Annotated in this window: 22 protein-coding genes; 6 read left to right on the top strand and 16 right to left on the bottom strand. The window is 32.0% G+C overall.

The window, feature by feature from the left end:
• Positions 1 to 59 precede the first annotated feature (59 nt).
• The 11 genes from B2U95_RS02630 to B2U95_RS02580 all read right to left on the bottom strand — a co-directional run bounded on the left by B2U95_RS02630 (position 60) and on the right by B2U95_RS02580 (position 11,785).
• A complete protein-coding gene (locus B2U95_RS02630) occupies positions 60 to 1,670 on the bottom strand; it encodes a carboxypeptidase-like regulatory domain-containing protein (RefSeq protein WP_296312429.1) in 1,611 nt (536 codons plus the stop codon).
• Between the two features lie 104 nt (positions 1,671 to 1,774).
• The gene (locus B2U95_RS02625; RefSeq protein WP_296312427.1) at positions 1,775 to 2,344 is read right to left on the bottom strand and encodes a hypothetical protein; all 570 of its coding nucleotides are present in this window, start codon (positions 2,342 to 2,344) and stop codon (positions 1,775 to 1,777) included.
• 3 nt (positions 2,345 to 2,347) lie between these two features.
• The gene (locus B2U95_RS02620; protein ID WP_296312424.1) at positions 2,348 to 3,751 is read right to left on the bottom strand and encodes a M28 family peptidase; all 1,404 of its coding nucleotides are present in this window, start codon (positions 3,749 to 3,751) and stop codon (positions 2,348 to 2,350) included.
• A complete protein-coding gene (locus tag B2U95_RS02615) occupies positions 3,741 to 4,622 on the bottom strand; it encodes a PPK2 family polyphosphate kinase (protein ID WP_296312422.1) in 882 nt (293 codons plus the stop codon). Before B2U95_RS02615 ends, B2U95_RS02620 begins: the two co-directional genes overlap by 11 nt.
• A gap of 12 nt (positions 4,623 to 4,634) precedes the next feature.
• Positions 4,635 to 5,798, bottom strand: a complete 1,164-nt coding sequence (locus B2U95_RS02610; RefSeq protein ID WP_296312418.1) for a sigma-54-dependent transcriptional regulator — start codon at positions 5,796 to 5,798, stop codon at positions 4,635 to 4,637.
• Positions 5,799 to 5,800: 2 nt separating this feature from the next.
• Positions 5,801 to 6,691: a DUF6268 family outer membrane beta-barrel protein gene (locus B2U95_RS02605; protein ID WP_296312415.1), complete on the bottom strand. Its 891-nt coding sequence runs from the start codon at positions 6,689 to 6,691 to the stop codon at positions 5,801 to 5,803.
• Between the two features lie 5 nt (positions 6,692 to 6,696).
• Positions 6,697 to 7,572 (bottom strand): mechanosensitive ion channel family protein, encoded by an 876-nt coding sequence (locus tag B2U95_RS02600; RefSeq protein ID WP_296312412.1) that lies wholly within the window; start codon positions 7,570 to 7,572, stop codon positions 6,697 to 6,699.
• A 3-nt stretch (positions 7,573 to 7,575) separates the two neighbouring features.
• Positions 7,576 to 8,889 (bottom strand): ABC transporter permease, encoded by a 1,314-nt coding sequence (locus tag B2U95_RS02595; RefSeq protein WP_296312409.1) that lies wholly within the window; start codon positions 8,887 to 8,889, stop codon positions 7,576 to 7,578.
• Positions 8,890 to 8,891: 2 nt separating this feature from the next.
• Positions 8,892 to 9,818 (bottom strand): ABC transporter ATP-binding protein, encoded by a 927-nt coding sequence (locus B2U95_RS02590; protein WP_296312406.1) that lies wholly within the window; start codon positions 9,816 to 9,818, stop codon positions 8,892 to 8,894.
• Between the two features lie 243 nt (positions 9,819 to 10,061).
• Positions 10,062 to 11,177, bottom strand: coding sequence for a molecular chaperone DnaJ (dnaJ, locus tag B2U95_RS02585; protein ID WP_296312404.1), 1,116 nt, complete (start codon positions 11,175 to 11,177; stop codon positions 10,062 to 10,064).
• Positions 11,178 to 11,245: 68 nt separating this feature from the next.
• A complete protein-coding gene (locus B2U95_RS02580) occupies positions 11,246 to 11,785 on the bottom strand; it encodes a nucleotide exchange factor GrpE (RefSeq protein ID WP_296312401.1) in 540 nt (179 codons plus the stop codon).
• Positions 11,786 to 11,950: 165 nt separating this feature from the next.
• On the opposite strand from B2U95_RS02580, the gene B2U95_RS02575 reads away from it, so the two are divergent.
• Positions 11,951 to 12,604 carry a YceI family protein gene (locus B2U95_RS02575; RefSeq protein WP_296312398.1) on the top strand — a complete coding sequence of 218 codons (654 nt, stop codon included), beginning with the start codon at positions 11,951 to 11,953 and terminating at the stop codon, positions 12,602 to 12,604.
• 164 nt (positions 12,605 to 12,768) lie between these two features.
• On the opposite strand, the gene B2U95_RS02570 is transcribed toward B2U95_RS02575, so the two are convergent.
• Complete coding sequence (locus B2U95_RS02570) at positions 12,769 to 13,281, bottom strand: fasciclin domain-containing protein (protein ID WP_296312395.1); 513 nt, start codon at positions 13,279 to 13,281, stop codon at positions 12,769 to 12,771.
• Between the two features lie 30 nt (positions 13,282 to 13,311).
• Here B2U95_RS02570 and B2U95_RS02565 point away from each other — a divergent pair, with 30 nt between their 5' ends.
• From B2U95_RS02565 to B2U95_RS02550, 5 genes are all read left to right on the top strand, one after another.
• Positions 13,312 to 13,965: an RNA polymerase sigma factor gene (locus tag B2U95_RS02565; RefSeq protein WP_296312392.1), complete on the top strand. Its 654-nt coding sequence runs from the start codon at positions 13,312 to 13,314 to the stop codon at positions 13,963 to 13,965.
• A complete protein-coding gene (locus B2U95_RS02560) occupies positions 13,965 to 14,753 on the top strand; it encodes an anti-sigma factor (protein ID WP_296312387.1) in 789 nt (262 codons plus the stop codon). The genes B2U95_RS02565 and B2U95_RS02560 overlap by 1 nt, the downstream gene beginning before the upstream one ends.
• A 249-nt stretch (positions 14,754 to 15,002) precedes the next feature.
• On the top strand, positions 15,003 to 15,137 hold the full coding sequence (locus B2U95_RS16335) for a DUF7660 family protein (RefSeq protein ID WP_422664630.1): 135 nt from the start codon (positions 15,003 to 15,005) through the stop codon (positions 15,135 to 15,137).
• 103 nt (positions 15,138 to 15,240) lie between these two features.
• The gene (locus B2U95_RS02555) at positions 15,241 to 15,546 is read left to right on the top strand and encodes a hypothetical protein (protein WP_296312382.1); all 306 of its coding nucleotides are present in this window, start codon (positions 15,241 to 15,243) and stop codon (positions 15,544 to 15,546) included.
• A gap of 115 nt (positions 15,547 to 15,661) precedes the next feature.
• Positions 15,662 to 16,150, top strand: coding sequence for an AAA family ATPase (locus B2U95_RS02550; protein WP_296312378.1), 489 nt, complete (start codon positions 15,662 to 15,664; stop codon positions 16,148 to 16,150).
• 68 nt (positions 16,151 to 16,218) lie between these two features.
• Here the strand turns inward: B2U95_RS02550 and B2U95_RS02545 are convergent, their stop codons facing one another.
• From B2U95_RS02545 to B2U95_RS02530, 4 genes are all read right to left on the bottom strand, one after another.
• Positions 16,219 to 17,124, bottom strand: coding sequence for a TIGR01777 family oxidoreductase (locus tag B2U95_RS02545; RefSeq protein WP_296312374.1), 906 nt, complete (start codon positions 17,122 to 17,124; stop codon positions 16,219 to 16,221).
• Positions 17,125 to 17,370: 246 nt separating this feature from the next.
• Positions 17,371 to 18,075, bottom strand: a complete 705-nt coding sequence (gene mnmD, locus B2U95_RS02540) for a tRNA (5-methylaminomethyl-2-thiouridine)(34)-methyltransferase MnmD (protein ID WP_296312371.1) — start codon at positions 18,073 to 18,075, stop codon at positions 17,371 to 17,373.
• Positions 18,076 to 18,078: 3 nt separating this feature from the next.
• Positions 18,079 to 18,537, bottom strand: a complete 459-nt coding sequence (locus B2U95_RS02535; protein WP_296312369.1) for a hypothetical protein — start codon at positions 18,535 to 18,537, stop codon at positions 18,079 to 18,081.
• A complete protein-coding gene (locus B2U95_RS02530; RefSeq protein ID WP_296312363.1) occupies positions 18,515 to 19,030 on the bottom strand; it encodes a DUF4920 domain-containing protein in 516 nt (171 codons plus the stop codon). Before B2U95_RS02530 ends, B2U95_RS02535 begins: the two co-directional genes overlap by 23 nt.
• Positions 19,031 to 19,109: the final 79 nt, after the last annotated feature.

Genomic DNA, 19,109 nt, shown 5'->3' with positions numbered 1-19,109 from the left:
AACTTTTGTGCTTTAGTATATTTTTTTTACGCTTTTCTTTACACATAGATAAGAGTAAGTTAATTATTTTTTGTCTTCTTTAAAGGTGAGTTTATTGTGTATTTTTTAATATCAAAATTTACTTTATTTACCCTAGTTTTAGACATCGGTAAAGTTTTATTAACGAAAATTAAATCATCATTGGGTTGCTTGTCTTTAAAGACCTCTTGCGTAAATATTTCTCTAAACTGGTAACCTATAAGTTTAGACGCCTTATTTATTATAGCACCAGATAGGTCTTTTATTTTCTTAATTTTATAAGTAAAATCAGTTAACGTTACATTTTTAGGGTCTTCTGAAATACCCGCAGACCAATCTATGACAGTAACCTTAACCATATTAGACTCTACTAAATCAATGTTTTTTATAATTAATTTATTATTGTTATAACGTAGCTTAAAGTTACTTTTTCTTTTAATTGTACTAGCATCAACTGGTTTATTAAAAGTGATATAAAAGGACTCATCATTTGGATTGAAGTTAAACTCTTCAACCTTAAAAGGATTAGGTTCTTTAATAATAAATCGATTATTAAATGTCATATAATTAAGATACATCTTATCACCTATTGGTTTGTATTCTAAATTAACTTCAAATAATGTCGCGTTATTTCTGTAAGTAGCATCCTTTGACATATTAACAAAGACATTATCCTTAGACCTATTAGAAACATAATCGTTATTACTAAACACCTTATATTCTAACTTATAAATTGCAAAATCCCCTTTAGAAATATAAATTTTGCCAGCTCCCATATATCTAGAGTTAGGATTTGGTTTAGAAATAAATTCTATTTCGTAAAGTGGCGTATCCTCTATATATTGAATTTTAACTAATTTAAAATTATGGTTAAATACAAAATCGTCTCTAAAGACATATATAAAAGAGAATGTGTTTACATTATAATTTCTAATCGGATTATGTATGTTAAGAATACCTAATTCATTTTGTATATCAGTCCCTAATTTCGCAGCATTATTAGTATCTAATAATTTTGATTTTCCATAAATACTATTTAACAGCAATGTATCTTGAAAGAAATCCTTATTCAAGTCATAAGAGTATATCGCAGTTCTATTATCATAAAAACGTAGTTTGTTAGTGTTAAAACCAGCATCAAAACTTTCTAAGATAGCCTCGTTAAGATTAAAGTAGGTGTTATTTACGAGTTGGTAGTCTCTGTAATAACTAACATAAGAATGAGGTGAGTTTGGATAGTTGGTTGGTATCTTACCAATAGCATTTTTAATTATTGTCTGTTCTGATAGTTTTGGACCACCTGAACTTGCTTTTATAAGGACAGCGCTTAACTCTTCAACTTTAGATTTTAAATATAAAATATTGATTATTTTAAAATCTAAGGTTTCAACTTTTACTTTAAGCGTTTCATAACCAATTGAAGATATTATAATTGAATTACCTTTTTTATTGTAAGATATTGGTAATCTAAAATTACCCTCTTCATCAGCTATAACTCCATTATCAACATTTTCGAATTGAATAGTTGCGTAGGAAATAGGATACTTATTTTCAATATCAATAACTCTACATAAATATTCTTCTCCTCCTTGAGCCTCTGTTAAAGACAGGCTTAAAAAAAATAGAAAGCAAATAATATATTTTATTCTCATTACTATACTAAATTTCTATAAAATGCTTAAACTAAAACAATATACATATAAAGCACAAATGCTTTTGATTTTTCAGCGTCTTAATTAGAGAAAACTAAATCAGCTTAATCTCGCACTTTCCCTGTAAAATGATTCACTTTAGGGTTCATTGGGTTTTCTGTTGTTCTTCTGTAAATGACTAATTGTCCGCAGTGCCAAATAGCATCTGCAATTGGGCCATTAATCTGATTCCAAAATGGAATTTCTTGTTCTCCAAAAATAATTTTGAATTGAGAAATATCATTACTTTCTCTAAGAATATCAGCAGCAGTTTTGAGGTTGTTCAAAGTGGAAGATCTCATAACTTCATAAGTCAATTCTTCTTTTTCGTCTCTTGAATTTGGTTTTTTAAGTGTAGAATTAACTATAATTTTAGACAAATCATAAATATGTTTTATAGTCTCTTGCGATGTTCTTCCATCATCATTAGCCTTATAAGCTAAATCTTTTTCAGCTAACCCTTCTGATGCCCAATAAAATCGAAAACCTAAAGCATCTAGCATACGTGCTGCCATTGTACCAGCAGTAAACTCTTTCGCATATTCTGGCACTTCATAATAAGGTAATTTTTGATCCTCTTGAGAAAAGCTAAATTGAGTACTAAAAGCAAATAATATAACACTTAATAATCTCATGATTTAATCTTTAATTTTATTTGAATTTGGAACTGGATTCACACCGTATTTATCAAACAAATAAACCAAACTTGTCATTGTTGCCGCACCCAATTCTAACTCACGTTTATTAACATGTTCAAATGTATCATTAGCCGCATGATGGTGATCAAAATAACGCTGTGAATCTGGTCTTAATCCTGCTAAAACATTTGTTTCAGACTTTAAAGGACCTACATCTGCTCCACTTCCTCCTTTTTCAAAATAATGAATTAAATAAGGTTTAAATAAAGCTTTCCAACCCAATATTTGATTAAAATTAGTATCATTAGTTGCAAACGAAAAACCTCTTGGCGTAAAACCACCAGCATCACTTTCTAAAGCAAAAATATGATTCTCATTTTTTTCTTTCGCTACTCTGGCATATTCGGTTGCACCTCGTAAACCATTTTCTTCGTTCATAAATAAAACGACCCGTAGACTTCGTTTTGGTATAATTCCACTTTCTTTTAGTAATCGTAATACGTCCATAGATTGAACAACTCCAGCACCATCATCATGAGCACCATCACCTAAGTCCCAAGAATCTAAGTGACCACCAACAATGATATATTCGTCAGGGAATTCACTCCCTGTAATTTCGCCAATAACATTATACGATTGTACGTCTTCAAATTGCTTACAACTTTGTTTAAAGTAAAACTGAAGATTAGTATCTTGTTTTAATGCGTCACTCAATAGATTTGCATCATTTGTGCTTATTGCAGCAGATGGAATGCGCTGTGATACTAGCAAATCACCATAGCTCATACTCCCTGTATGTGGATAATCATCATCTCGTAAATTCATAGAACGCACAATAACTCCAGTCGCTCCATATTTACTAGCTTCCATTGCGCCAGCGTAGCGTTGATTTACACAACCACCATATGCATCAAACGTGCTTATTAAATCCGCCTGCATTGGCCTGTTGTAAAATACTATTTTACCTTTAACCTTTGCTTTTCCTAAACCTTCTAATTCTTTAAAATCTTTTACTTCTATAACTTGTGCTTTAATGCCGTCTTCACCTGTTGCAATTGAACCACCTAAGGCACAAATATTAACTTTAGTTATAGACCCAGAACTTTCTATATAAGCCATTTCTTTTTCTCCACGTTCCCATTTAGGTACCATAACAGGTTGCAACCAAACTTTATCTAATCCTAATTTTTCAAGTTCAGCTTTTGTATATTGAACAGCAAGTTCCGCATTTTTAGAACCCGACAAACGACCACCAATAGCATTAGATAAATGCTCTAACCAATCATAACTTTTACCATTTGTTAGCGACGTTTTGTAAATGTCTTTTAAAGCTTTTTCATCTGTCTGCGTAAAGCCAAATGAAAAAACAACACATAGAATTAAGGTAAATACTTTAATCTTCATTTTTTAATTGTTGTTTGTATAAATCAATATTTGCTTTCTCCTTAGCAGGCAGGTCAGGTTCTTTAATATCTGTATAGGTTTTTAACGTATCGTATAAAATCTTAGCAACAAGATAGCGAGCCGTAGACTTATCATCTGCAGGAATATTAAACCATGGTGCATCTGCTTTAGAAGTTCTGTTTAAAACATCTTCATAGCAGTTCTGATAATCATCCCATAGTTTACGTTCTTTTAAATCGTCTGGTGAAAATTTCCAGTTTTTTTCTTGTTTATTTAGGCGTCTTAATAACCGATTTTTCTGTTCGTCTTTTGAAATATTCAAAAAGAATTTAAAGATGATGGTGCCATTGTTAGCAATATGCTTTTCAAAATTATTTATTTCTTCAAAGCGTTTATCCCAAAAAGCATCTGTAACATCTTCTACACTCTTAATATCTGGCATATTCTCATACATTAAATATTTAGGGTGTACACGTGTTACTAGTACATTTTCGTAATGCGTTCTATTAAAAATACCAAATTTACCTCGTGCTGGTAACGCAACATAATGCCTCCATAAATAGTCTTGTTTTAATTCAATATGCGTAGGTTTTTTAAAGCTGTGTGCTACAATACCTCTAACATTAAATTCTTTAAAAACTTCGCGAATTAAACTATCCTTTCCTGCAGTATCCATCCCTTGAATACACATTAAAACAGAATATTTACCATGAGCATACATAGCATTCTGTATATCTGCTAAATCTTCACTAACTCCCCTAAGTGCTTTTTGAATCGTTTTTTTGTCTTCGTCCAAATCTAATAGAGTTGGCAAATCTTTTATTTTGATTTGTGAAGAGATTTTAAAATCATGGCTATTAATATCCTTCATACTATTTTAAATTTATTTTGAAGCAAAAGCTTTTACATCACTTTCGCTAACATCCTTACCTCCTAATATAATTAGGCGTTCAACGACATTACGCAACTCTCTAATATTGCCTGTCCAATCATAATTCTGAAGTAATTTTATGGCTTTATGAGAGAATGATTTTTTTGCTGTGCCTTGTTGGCTAGAGATCTTATTAGCAAAATATTCTATTAACAATGGAATATCTTCGCGTCTGTCATTTAAGGCTGGTACTTCAATAAGAATAACAGCAAGTCTATGGTATAAATCTTCTCTGAAATTACCGTATTCAATCTCCTTTTTAAGGTTCTTATTTGTTGCAGCGACTACTCTAACATTGACTTTAATATCCTTGTCACTTCCAACACGTTGAATGCGACTTTCTTGCAATGCACGTAATACTTTGGCCTGGGCAGATAAACTCATATCACCAATTTCATCTAAGAAAATAGTACCACCATTAGCCGCTTCGAACTTACCAGCTCTATCTTTTGCTGCAGATGTAAATGCTCCCTTAACGTGTCCAAATAATTCACTCTCAATTAATTCACTTGGAATTGCTGCACAATTCACCTCTATCATTGGCCCTTTAAAACGTTCGCTTTTTTGGTGTAACCAATGTGCTACAAGTTCTTTTCCTGTGCCATTAGGTCCTGTAATTAAGACGCGTGCATCAGTTGGAGCGACCTTATCTATCATATCTTTTACACGATCAATATCAGCACTCTTACCAATCATTTCGTAGTTTTTGCTAACTTTCTTTTTTAGCATTTTATTTTCTACTACAAGTTCTTTTCTATCTAGAGCAATGCGAACCGTGTTTAATAACCTATTTAAATCTGGTGGTTTAGAGATATAATCAAACGCACCTAAACGCATCGTATTTACAGCCGTATCTAAATCGCCATGACCAGAAATCATTACCATTGGTATCTCTGGCTTAATTTTTTTAGCAGCTTCTAATACCTCAACACCATCCATTTTAGGCATTTTAATATCACATAATACTAAATCATAATCGTCTTTCTTTATTTTCTCGATACCTACCAAACCGTCTTCCGCTTCTTCAACTTGATAGGTATCGTTTTCTTCTGAAAGGATTTTTACTAATACTCGGCGAATTGCCGCTTCATCCTCAATTATTAATATTTTTGGCATCTCTATATTTTAAATTTTATTCCTGATCTCATATAAAAAGAATTTATATTATCTAATTCGAAGATATTTTCTCTATCATCGTTTCTTAACACATTATTAAGTCTAAAAGTGTATCCAAGATACGCATATAAGACTAAATTTTTTGTTAAAAAATATTCATACCCTAAACCACCAACTGCAATAGATAATGAGATATTATCTACACTCTGACCATTAACTTGTTGCGAATTCTGTAAGTTAGCGAAATAACCATCTAACCCTACAAAGGTCTGCAGCATATTGTTTTTACTAAAATAATATTTAATATTAGATTTTGGTATACCAGCGCTAAAAGACAATTTATCATTAACCTGTCTAAAATAACTAACAAATGGTAAAGGAAATGGTATACCAGCTGTGGTATTATAAGTTAAACCTAAGATTAGTTGGTAAGGTTTATTAGCAGATTCATCATCTCTTCTATCATTAATTGCAAAAACACCACCATTCAAAAATAAATCATCACCTGTGATTCTCTCTGTTAAGGTAGATGCGATTCTAGGATTAACTTTAAGTCCAAATCGCCAAAACTCACTGGTTTTAAATGTGTAAGCTATATTTAAATCTATAACAGTTATAGTTTCTAACAGCGATCTATCAAAGGGGTAATCTTCTTCAAGATTTAGTATAATCCTATTATATTCTGCTCCTATCACAAGATAATTATCCTTTTTTAATTCGATAGGATAATTAATTAATGCCCTTATGCGCGTGTACTGATCTTCGGATTTAGTTTTAGGAATAAAAGAATACTCCAAACGTGCTAAATCTGTGAGTTGTGCCTCTGCAAAATGAAAAGAAAACAACAAACCAAAAGTTAAGATAGTATGACATTTTAAAAAGCGTAAAAACATATATCTTATTTTTGAATGATATGAATATCGCGCTGAGGAAAAGGAATCGAAATATTATTTTCTCTAAAAAGACGATCTATCTCAAAACGAATATCACTTTTTGGGAATTGAGCTTTAAAACTATCTCCGATAGTAAATATCAATTTAAAATCTAGAGAACTATCACCAAATTCTGTAAAAATTACATTAGGTTCTGGACTTGATATAACATCTTCATTTGTTCTTGCTGCCTGAAGTAGTAATTTTTTAACCAATTGCACATCGCTTCCATAAGCCACACCTACAGTTACGAATTCCCTAGTTGTACTTCCATTTTGCGTCCAATTATACAAACTATTAGTTAAGTATAGATGATTAGGGATCACCAACACTTTATTATCTATAGTTACGGCTCTTGTGGTTCTTAATTTAATTTCTTCAACACGGCCAACTTTGCCTTCTAGTTCAATAATATCACCAACATGAACAGTTTGATCGACTAAAATAAAAATCCCAGAAATAATATCTTGAAACAAAGTTTGAAGCGCCAAACCAATACCAATTAAAAGCGCTGCAGAAGCTGCAAAGACAGCGGTAACATTTACTCCAACATTGTGTAAAGTAATTAGTAGTATAATAATGTAAATGAGCCACCTAAAATAGCCATAAACAACATTAAACTTCGTCTTTTCTTGTTTTGGAAGATTTCTTGTTATGAGTTTTAATAGTATTCTTAATATGACTGTCGTAATAAAAATTACGGTAATTATAACTAAAATATCAAAAATTGAGATATTGATATCCTTACCAAAAGTCATGTTTTGACTTAAAAAACCTTTAATAGATTCCCAAGCATCACTTTCAGTAATAGTTTGTTCAATATGATCTAAACCTTGAATCATCAATTAATATTTCAACCATTTAAAGAGTTCTTTATATGTAGGCTTTTTACCGTACATTAAAATACCAACTCTGTATATTTTAGCCGCAAACCAAACCGCTAAAATAAATGTACCAATGAGTAATACTAGTGATAAGCCTTGCTGCCATAATGGAACACCAAAAGGTATACGCATTAACATTACTACTGGTGACGTAAATGGAATAAAAGAAAATACGGTTGACACTGTTCCATGAGGATCTTCTATAACCGTAAATACACCAACATAAACTGCTAAAATTAAAGGCATAAGAATTGGCAACATAAATTGTTGCGTATCTGTCTCATTATCTACTGCGGCACCAATTGCTGCGTAGAGAGAACTGTAAAGTAAATAACCGCCAATAAAGAAAAACATAAAAGCTACAACGAGATTAGCTAGTGGTAAATTACTAATTGCTGTGATTAAGTTTTCTGCAATTGCTTGAGCGCCTTCTGCCTCAATAGCTTGGTTAACTAACTCTTGTTGTGGCGTATTGACTTGCGTCATATCAATTCCAAAAATTGCAGTAACAATAGTTAGTAAAACACCTCCTAAAATTACCCAAATCACAAATTGAGTAATACCAGCTAATGAGGTTCCTATAATTTTACCCATCATTAATTGAATAGGTTTTACAGAAGAAATAATAACTTCTATAATTCTGCTTGTTTTTTCTTCAATAACACTTCGCATTATCATGTTACCATAGATTATGATGAACATAAATAATAAATAGCCTGCAGCTCCACCAAATGCTAGTTTTACAACGTTGTCTATTTTAGAACTCTTCTCTCCTTCAAAACTTTCTTGTGCAATATCAATATTCGATTTAGAAGCTTCAATCTGCGCAAGTGTCACTCCATCTTTCTGAAGTTTCATTTCTCGTAGTCGCTTTTCTATTTTTCGCTCTAAGCCAGAAATGACTGTTAACGATGGTGAGTCTTCTGAGTAGAATTTTATAGTTTCAGAAATAGCGTCGATTGAATCTGACTTACCAATATACAATAGACCGTAATCTTCTTTTTCCCTAACTAAATTTTTAGCATCCTCTAGACTTAACCCATTGAGTTTTGTATATACTGTATTTTCAGTATTCTCAAAAATATCAAACAAAAAACCAGACTCATCTAATATAGAAATTGTACGTTCTTTGTCATTATTTAACTGAGATAAATAGGATACTACAGCAATAAGCGCAATCATTATTAACGGACTTAAGAACGTCATTATAATAAATGACTTATTCTTAACCTTAGTAAGGTATTCTCGTTTTATGATAAGAGGTAAATGATTCATTATTAATTATTTTTTACAGTTTGAATAAAAATATCGCTTGCTGAAGGGATCACTTCAACAAAGTGATGCACTTCTGCTTTAGCAGTTAAAAATGATAACAAATCATTTGGAGAACTATCTGTGTTCAATTTAATATTAAACTTAATATCATCATTTAAATTTTTGAATGTAGCAGGAAGCACCTCAAACTTACTTTTTATCTTATCTAAGACTAGATCTCTATTTGATGATTGTAACCCAACTTCAAAAGTATTTGTTTTAAACTCACGTTTAATGTCAGTTAATTTTCCGTCTAAAACTTTATTCGATTTATGAATTAAAGCAATATGATCGCACAATTCTTCAACAGACTCCATACGATGTGTAGAAAATATAACTGTAGCACCTTCATCTCTTAATTGCAAAATTTCATCCTTAATTAAATTCGCGTTAATAGGATCGAAACCAGAAAAAGGTTCATCAAAAATCAATAATTTTGGTTGGTGTAAAACCGTAACAACAAACTGTATTTTTTGAGCTTGACCTTTACTTAGTTCTTGGATTTTTTTGTTCCACCAATCACCTATCTCTAATTTATCAAACCAATATTTTAATCTTGTTTTTGCTTCAGATTTACTTAAGCCTTTTAACTGTGCTAAATACAAACACTGCTCACCAACCTTCATAGACTTATATAAACCACGTTCTTCAGGTAAATAACCAATATCTCTAACATGTTCTGCCTTTAATGGCTGACCATCTAATAGTACAGAACCTTCATCTGGCATTGTAATTTGATTAATGATACGGATTAAGGTTGTTTTACCTGCTCCATTTGGACCTAATAATCCAAAAATACTTCCTTTTGGAACGGAAATAGAGACATGATTTAATGCTTTAAAGTCTCCATAGTTTTTAGACACAGAATTAGCGACTAATAAGTCATTCATATATAGCGTGATTTTATAGTAGGGTTAGTACGTAAATATATTAAATGTTAAAGAATTGAAGAACATTTAACACTAATAGTTATGCTTTTTTTTATGAGAAATGAATATGATTTGCTTTAAAATACAAAACCCACCCTTATGGTTAGATAAGGATGGGAAAAAAATTGCTATGAAAAAGAAAAATTACCGCTAATTAGCATTAGCGATAAATCAAAGATAATATTTTTTCTGAATTAGAACCTTTTATGAAAACATATCTTTTACTTTTTCAAAAAAAGATTTATCCGAACTTTCTGGTTTAGGCTCAAAATGCTCATCTTCCTTAACACTTTCAAAAAATTCTTTCTGTTTTTTACTTAAAGTCTTTGGTGTCCAAACGTTTACATGCACTAATAAATCACCTTTACCGTAGCCATTAATACTAGGAATACCTTTACCTCTAAGTCTTAATATTTTACCAGATTGTACACCTGCCTCTATCTTAATTCTAACTTTACCACCAACCGTATCAATCTCTTTAGACGTTCCTAAAATTGCATCTGGAAGGCTCACATACATATCATAATGTAAATTATCGCCTTCGCGTTTTAAAGTTGAATGTACCTCTTCTTGTATGGCAACTAATAAATCTCCTGCAATACCATTTCCTGGTGCATCGTTACCTTTTCCTGTAACTTTAAGTTGCATACCATCCTCTACTCCTGCAGGGATTTTTACTGTAACAGTTTCTTCCTCAACTCTTAGACCTTGTGCATCTGCATCAGCAGGTTTCTTGTCAATTGTTTGACCAGCTCCACCACATGTTGGACAAGCCGAAGCCGTTTGCATACGACCCAAAATAGTATTGGTCACCCTAGTGACTTGACCAGCACCGTTACAAGTACTGCAAGTTTTGTAGGTTGTGCCAGACGCTTGTTTCTTGCGCTTTACCTTTATTTTCTTCTCAACACCATTAGCAATATCTTCTAAAGAAAGTGTAACTCTAATTCTTAAGTTACTCCCTTTTACAACACGCTGTCTTCCGCCTCCACCGAAGCCGCTAAAACCGCCTCCACCACCACCAAAAATATCGCCGAACTGACTGAATATGTCATCCATATTCATACCACCTCCACCACCACCAAAGCCACCTCCGCCATCAAAGGCTTGGTGACCAAATTGGTCGTAACGTGCTTTTTTGTCTGCATTACTTAAAACTTCGTAAGCTTCAGCTGCTTTTTTAAATTTCTCTTCTGCTTCTGTATTATCAGGATTTTTATCCGGATGATATTTTAAAGCCATCTTACGATACGCTTTTTTTATTTCTGCATCAGTAGCACCTTTAGTAATACCTAATATCTCGTAGTAATCTTCTTTCATGTTTACTGCCCACAAAAGTGGGTATCTTTTAATTCATTTCCGCAATAGCGAAAAACTATACTTTTATATTATTGTCCAATAACTACTTTAGGAAAACGAATCACTTTTTCTCCTAATTTATATCCAGGCTCAACAATATCAATAATCTTTCCTTTTAAATCGTCACTTGCCGCAGGAATTTGAGTTACTGCTTCATGATTATCTGCGTTAAAAGTATCTCCTTGTCTTACTTCAATTTTAGACAAGCCTTTTTGTTCTAAAGTATTTACCAATTTATTGTAAATTAATAAGACTCCTTTGCGCAATTCTTCAGCCTCTTTATCGTCTTCTATATGCAATAGAGCGCGCTCAAAATCATCTAAAACGGGCAACATAGAAATCATTAAATCTTGGCTAGCTGTTTTAAATAATTCTATACGTTCTTTACTTGTTCGCTTTTTATAATTTTCAAATTCAGCAAACAAACGCATGAATTTGTCTTTTTCTGCGAGTAATTGGTCTTGTAATTGCTCTTCTACAGACCTTGTATCTAAGGGTTCAGCAGTTGCTGTTGCTGTATCTTCTATTTGTGGTTCTTCAACCTCGTTTTTTTTATCTTTTTTACTCATTTTGAGCTGTCTTTTTAAACTAAAATTTAAATCTTTGATTTACAGATGGCAAAAGTACTGCCATTATTATAAAAATGTCAAAATGTCATTAACATTTTTTTATATATGTTAAGCTTATCTTATTCTTAACTTTGCGAATTAAAACAAAACTAAAATAACACTTACATGAAAACATCATTTTTAAAAATTTTCGCAGTTATAACACTAATTGCAACGACAAGTTGTGCTGACAAAGCCAAAGAAGCTGAAACAAAAGAAGCAGAAGCAGCTGCAGTTGCAGAGGACGCAGCTATAAATTACAATGTTAATACAGACACGTCTATGATTGAGTGGACTGGTTTTAAACCAACAGGTTCTCATAACGGAGCTATTGCCATTTCTAGAGGTAATATACAAGTAAAAGATAACGCTATCGAAAGTGGAAAATTTACGTTTGACATGAATAGTATTACTGTAATAGACATACCAGTTGAAAAAGAAGGAAATGCTAAATTAGCAGGTCATTTAAAAGGTGCTGACTTTTTTGATGTTGAAACGTACCCTATTTCAAAATTTGAAGTTACTAGTATTGAAACTGTAGATGGTATAACAATGCTTTCTGGTAACTTGACAATGAAAGATGCTACAAATAATATCAGCTTTCCTGTAAGCACAGAAATGAAAGATGATCTGATGATGCTAACAAGCGATACCTTTACTATTGACCGTTCTAAATGGAATGTAAAACATGGTTCTAAATCGTTTTTTGATAATTTAGGTGATAAATTTATCAACGATGATATTGAATTAAAAGTAACTCTAGTAGCTAACAAAGGGTAATTAAACTTCAGTTAAAAATTAAAAAAGCACTTACATTTCTGTAAGTGCTTTTCTTTTCATAGCAATTCTATTTCTAAAATTGCCTCGCTATTAATTTACTATCATCAACAATCAACATCTAATTAATAGCTACTTGTAGTAATGTGTCAAACAAACACTAAAACTTATTTAGGCATTACTACAGTATCGATAACGTGAATTACACCATTGCTTCCTGCAACATCTGTAGCTGTAATTTCACTATAATTTCCTGCTTGGTCTTTTAGCCAAATTTTACCGTCTTTAGACATCACTGTTAATACAGTTCCATTTAAAGCTTTTAGTTCTACTTTTCCGTTTCCTTTCTTTAATGCTGCAACAACGTCGCTTGCCATTAATTTACCAGGAATAACATGATATGTTAATACGTTTGCTAATGCTGCCTTATTTTCTGGCTTTAATAGATTTGCTAAAGCATCTTTATCAATTTTTGCAAAGGCACTGTTTGTTGGTGCAAAAACTGTAAAAGGACCATCTCCTTGTAAAGCATTAACTAAATCTGCAGCTTTTAAAGCAACTACTAATGTTGAGAAATCTTCGTTACCTACAGCAACATCTACAATTGTTTTTTGAGCCGTAGCTGTTTGTGTAAATGTTAATGCTACAAACGCTGTTAAAATAAATACTAATTTTTTCATGATTTTTTTAATTATCGATTAAATTATTTAATGCACTTATCTTATTTTTTAAGTGCTTTCATTTATATTTACACAGTGATGTTAGATATGGATGAGCATCACTTTACTTTTGGGAAATCTTTAACATTAATGCAAAACGACAGCAAACTTATTGAACTTTTAAGAATCAAGGATGAGCGAGCGCTATCAGCATTATATGACAAATATTCTGGCGCCATTTATAGTGTTATTTTAAAAATGATAAGAGATGAAGGCAAAGCCCAAGATTTACTTCAGCAAACATTTATGACCGTTTGGGAAAAGGCAGAAAGCTACGACATTAACAAAGGCCGTTTTTATACTTGGGTGTATCGCATTGCGAAAAATAAAACGCTAAATGTGCTCAGAAAAAATAATCCACTCATCCAAACCGATGATTTTAGTGTATATAATAAAAAAGAAGAGGCTATTAGTATAGACCCAGAGTATTTAGAACTCAATGGTGCTGTTTCTACATTAGAGGCACATCACAAAGAAGCCATAGAGCTCGTTTACTTTAAAGGTCTAACACATAGAGAAGCACATAAAGCAATGAATGTACCTTTGGGTACGTTTAAATCTTACATAAGACAAGCCCTAAAAAAGCTTAGAGAAACATATGTAGAGACTTTAAGTTTCATGTTACTTATACTAAACGCGCTATGATGATGGATAAGAAGACGCTATTAGAAGACGGATTATTAGAGCAATACATGCTCGGAGAACTCAATGCAAAAGAATGCGAACAAATTGAGCAATTACTTCTATCTGATACCGAATTAAAAGCGCATTTTAACTTACTCGAAGAAGATTTTGAGCGTATCGGTTTAGAAAACACGATTGCTCCACCAGAATTTGTAAAGTCACAACTTTTAGACGCTATAAAACCACCAAAATCTAAAGACACTCTAATTGTTGCATTACAAAAAGATACGAATACTAAATTCTATTTAGGTATTGCAGCAAGTGTTACAGCGCTATTGTTAGTTGGTAGTTTTTGGATGTACTCACAACTCAATGATGTACAGCAACAATTACAAACCGTAGAAGTTAATAACACAGAGTTAAATACCACTATAGAAACATTAAACACAGAATTAGAACGTAACAATACATTTTTCAAAGGTATTGTAAACGCTGACACCGAACAATACATTTTAAGTGGCAATGATTTAATGCCAAATGCTAAAGTGATCAGTTATATTAATCACAAAGCAAAATCTGTAGTCATAAACACAGAACGCTTACCAGAATTAGATGCAGACCACGACTACCAAATGTGGGCAGATGTAGAAGGAGAAATGATTAATATGGGCATAATCTCTAAAGACAAAACCCTAATGACCATGGCGTATATAGACCATACAGAATCTCTAAACATCACAATAGAAGCTGCTGGTGGCAATGATCACCCAACAGTAGAGCGCTTGGTTACTAATGTGTATTTAAGGTAGTTTTTTGCTTTTTATCTTCTAAAATACTTGACTTTACGTATAAAATTCTTCTCATTATTTATTAGCTTTATGAATTCTAAGAAATGTTTTATTCTCAAGATATCTTGGGATGAGAGTAATAGATATTGTACGTAGAGAGTTGTATAGCATGTAGAAAAAATCTATTTAATATGTCAAGATTTGAGTTTGCAAAATTCCTTGAATAGTTTAAAAAAAAAAATTGATACAAATAAATCTGAATGAAAAAACATCAGTCTTTCCGCTTTTTTGAAAAGTATGATTGCGAACACAGAAGATATTCAAGATTTTTGTGAAAATATGGAAATGGATATTGATGCTGAAAAACCAACATGGAAAAAGCTTTATGCAAATTCTAAAAGATGATTAGATTTATGAATAAAACTTATAGTTTATATCTAAACGGAATTCTCACTAAATGGAATTAAAAAAAACATATTAGAAATGTTTTATGAACTCAACAAAGTGAATGAATAGAATACAAAAACACAATATAGATACTTTTTACTACAGTTTGTCAAGGATGTTAGAAAGAGCAGCTTATTATGGGCTTCGCACATTAATACTTCTATATATGACTGGAGAAATCCTCAAAATGGATAGCACTAGAGCATTGATTGTTTATGGTTGGTTCGCAGGTTCTATACTGTTTTCTCAAATTATTGGTGCATTACTTGGAGACTTGATTATTGGAAATAAAAAAACACTAATCATTGGTGTTGGACTTTTTGGATATGTATTATGGAATAAGAAAACCACCTATAGTAATAAATAAAATTAATTACTGTCTAATACTTAAACTAAGTTAGGCAACATTTGAAAAAAAAATACACTGATAGTATTACTAAAAAAAGTAATAATTTTTTATTAAACAACTAAGCTAACACAAAATGATTCACCTAATAGTAGGCAACACAGGTTCAGGAAAAACCACTTACTCCAACGAGTTAAAAAGAAGAATTAATGGTATAATCTTCTCAATAGACACTTGGAATAACACGTTATTCATACCAGATAAAAAACCAGATGACAGCTTAGATTGGTTTCTAGAAAGAATTGAAAGAGCAGAACACATTATCGTAGGTTTAGTGACACAGTTAGAAAACTCAAAAACAGATACCATCTTAGATTTAGGGCTTTCTAAATTTGAGCATCGTGAGAAATTTAGAAAATTCGCAAAGGCTAACGGCTATGAATTAAGAACTCATTTTTTAGACATTTCTAAAGCAAAGAGGCTAGATAGAGTGCTAAAAAGAAATGAAGAAAAAGGAACTACATTTGAGTTTGAAGTTACTAAAGAAAACTTTGATTTTATGGAAACTTGGTTTGAGAAACCAACCGAAAACGAAATGATTGGCGGAGTTGTAATTACAGACTAAACAATGAACTAATTTAAAGGTGAATTAAAGAGGATTACGCTCTTATAAAACTCTAAACATTTAAAAGGCTACAACAACAAATCCTCTAAAGCAGGTCTTAAATTTGCAAACTTAAAATTAAAACCTTCAGCTTCTATTTTATGGGAGCTGACACGTTGACTTTCAAATAATAGCATGTGCATTTCACCTAAAACGAGTTTCATGGGAAATTTAGGAATGTTAGGTAAAACTAATGGCTTGCTCAAAACACTAGCTGCAACCTTAGTTAACTCTTGGTTACTCACTGGATTTGGTGCTACTGCGTTGTAAATACCTTCAAAATTATTTTGTAAAGCGTGTATAAAAAGTGCTGCTAAATCCTTGACATGAATCCAACTTTGCCATTGTTGCCCACTTCCAAATGCTGCACCTGCACCAAATTTCATAGGTTTTATAATTTCTGGTAAAGCACCACCATCTTTGGCCAAAACTAAACCAATTCTAATTTTTGCAACCTTAATTCCTAAGGTTTCAAAACCGTCTATAGCTGTTTCCCATTGCTCCACAACTTCACCTAAAAAACTATCTGAAGTTTGTATATTGGTTTCGTCGTAATAGTTAGTTAAACTCGTTGGATAAATACCTATAGCACTAGCCGAAACAACGTGTTCTATTTTATAATTATATGCTTCGATAGTGTTTTGTAAAAGCTGAGCGGTTTTGGTTCTACTTTCAAGAACTTCTAGTTTATAAGCATCTGTCCAACGTTTAGAAATAGAAGCACCAACCATATTAATAATTGCAGAAACCCCTTCAAAACAACTGTGATCTATTTCGTTGTTGTTAGGATTCCAATAAAAACCTTTATAATTAGCCGTTGTACTAAGTTTAGATTTTGAAGTCGTTAAATAATGAACATTAATTCCTTCTGCATGACATTGTTTTACAATCTCCTGCCCAATTAATCCTGTTGCTCCTGTTATTAAAACGGTCATCTTTATTCTTTTTGTAAAGGTACAAAAGGTAAAAACCGAAAGGATTGAATTTAGTTTGGATTTAACGTTTAAAGTACTCGTCAATACCCTACTATCGGCTCGAGTGTTTCGAGTATGTAAGAAATGTATAGAAAACCCTTATTACTTCGGAAGCTTCTCTATACAAAATTCTGAAAACGGAATTTCACTCGAAGTGACAATAAGCAACTATTTAAGCCTTTTTTAGCGCTCGTAACATTTAACTCACTATTTGTTCGTTGAATACTTCGTTGCCCTAAGCATTTCACGTTTTCCAGGAGGACCAGGCAATCGCTCTACTGTAAAACCAACCGCTTGCATTGCTCGCCTTACGCTTCCTTTTGCGGAATAGGTTACTAAAACACCATTATTTTTAAGCACATTAAACATGATTTCAAAGATGTCTTCTGTCCATAAATCAGGTTGCACGCGTGCTCCAAAAGCATCAAAATATATGATATTAAATTGGTTTTTAGCATTTATATCCTTGAAGAGTTTTTGCTGTTTTTCTAACTGAAAACTAGAAGTGATTTGATGATATTCTTCCCAAGATGTTTCATGTAGTTTTTCAAAAATAGCATCATGTGTTTTTGAAATAAGCTCAACATAATTGAGTTGTTCTATTTCCTCATTCTGAACAGGATAAGCTTCTACTCCAACATAATTAATATTCAATTTTAATTTTTCGGCTTCAATTAAAGTTAGAAATGCATTGAGTCCTGTACCAAAACCTATTTCTAATATTGAAATAGCACTAGATTCTGAAGCATGTTCAGAATCACAAAAAGTTTCAGAATAAAAAAGCAAACCATGTTTTAAAAATACGTGGTTTGCTTCTTGTATGGCACCATGAATAGAATGATATTGCTCATTCCAATCTTCTATCTGTATGGTTTTAGAACCATCTGATGTGGTGATTATTTTTCGTATCAATACTTATAGAATCAGTAATTTTTTAATTTTAGGAATTGGCCCTACGCATTCTGTTTTATGGCAACTCAAACAATTATTAATTGCCGCATTGTAACGCTCTTTTAGCTCAAAATTAGAGCGTGTGTCTGTGATCGCCTCTTGTGATTCTATAAAAACATTTACAAAACTATTCCAAGCTACAGTTCTACCTTTACCTTTTGTCATTTCAGCAGAATGCAATGTCATTAAATCTAAAGACATAGAAACAGGTGCTTCGCCTGCAACAATCTGTTGTTTTAACTGCATATTATAGGCATACATGGCATTCATAAATCCTGCCATTTCAGAGGGTTGATACATCTGATATTCTACTTTTTTAACTACAGGCACATCTGTTTCTTTTTTTTCGTCTTTACAACTCAAAAAAAACAAACCAACAATAACAGATATAGCTATAAATCTATTGCTTAAGTAAAACTCCATCAGCTTCAAAACGGTATTCAAATTTAGGAACTGTTATTGCAGCGATTTCTTCTTCAGATTTACCTGCATCTTCTGCATAGTGTCTTAATTCATCTACAGACGTTTCCGTAACAAACGCTTTTCCGTTCACTACAACATCTCCTTCTGCGTTTAATGGCATAAAGAAACCGTAATCTTTAAACTTTACCATCACTTCATTTTGACCATCCATATCTAAAGTCATCCAACAACCCTTTTTAGAACAAACTTCAACAATTTTTGCTGACATTTTAGAATTAATAGTATCGCCGACTTTCAATGTTTTATAATGATCCATCATACGATCAGATGTTAAAGCATCTGCATCTGTAATATCCATACCAAAAGAGGCATAAGCCATCTCTTTACTTTGTTCTCCTTCTACTACAATGTCTTCATTTTCTGTGGTTTGCTTTTCATTTTTACAAGAAAACATAGCCAAACTAAAAACTAATAATAAAACCAACTTCTTCATATTTATTTACTTTAAATTAATTTTTTCGTAAAACAAATTTACATATTTTATGATAATATTACCTTTTTTTAACGGTTAT

The sequence above is a fragment of the Winogradskyella sp. UBA3174 genome, from assembly GCF_002364335.1.
Classification (GTDB): Bacteria; Bacteroidota; Bacteroidia; order Flavobacteriales; family Flavobacteriaceae; genus Winogradskyella.
This window is presented reverse-complemented; position numbering and strand designations above follow the sequence as displayed.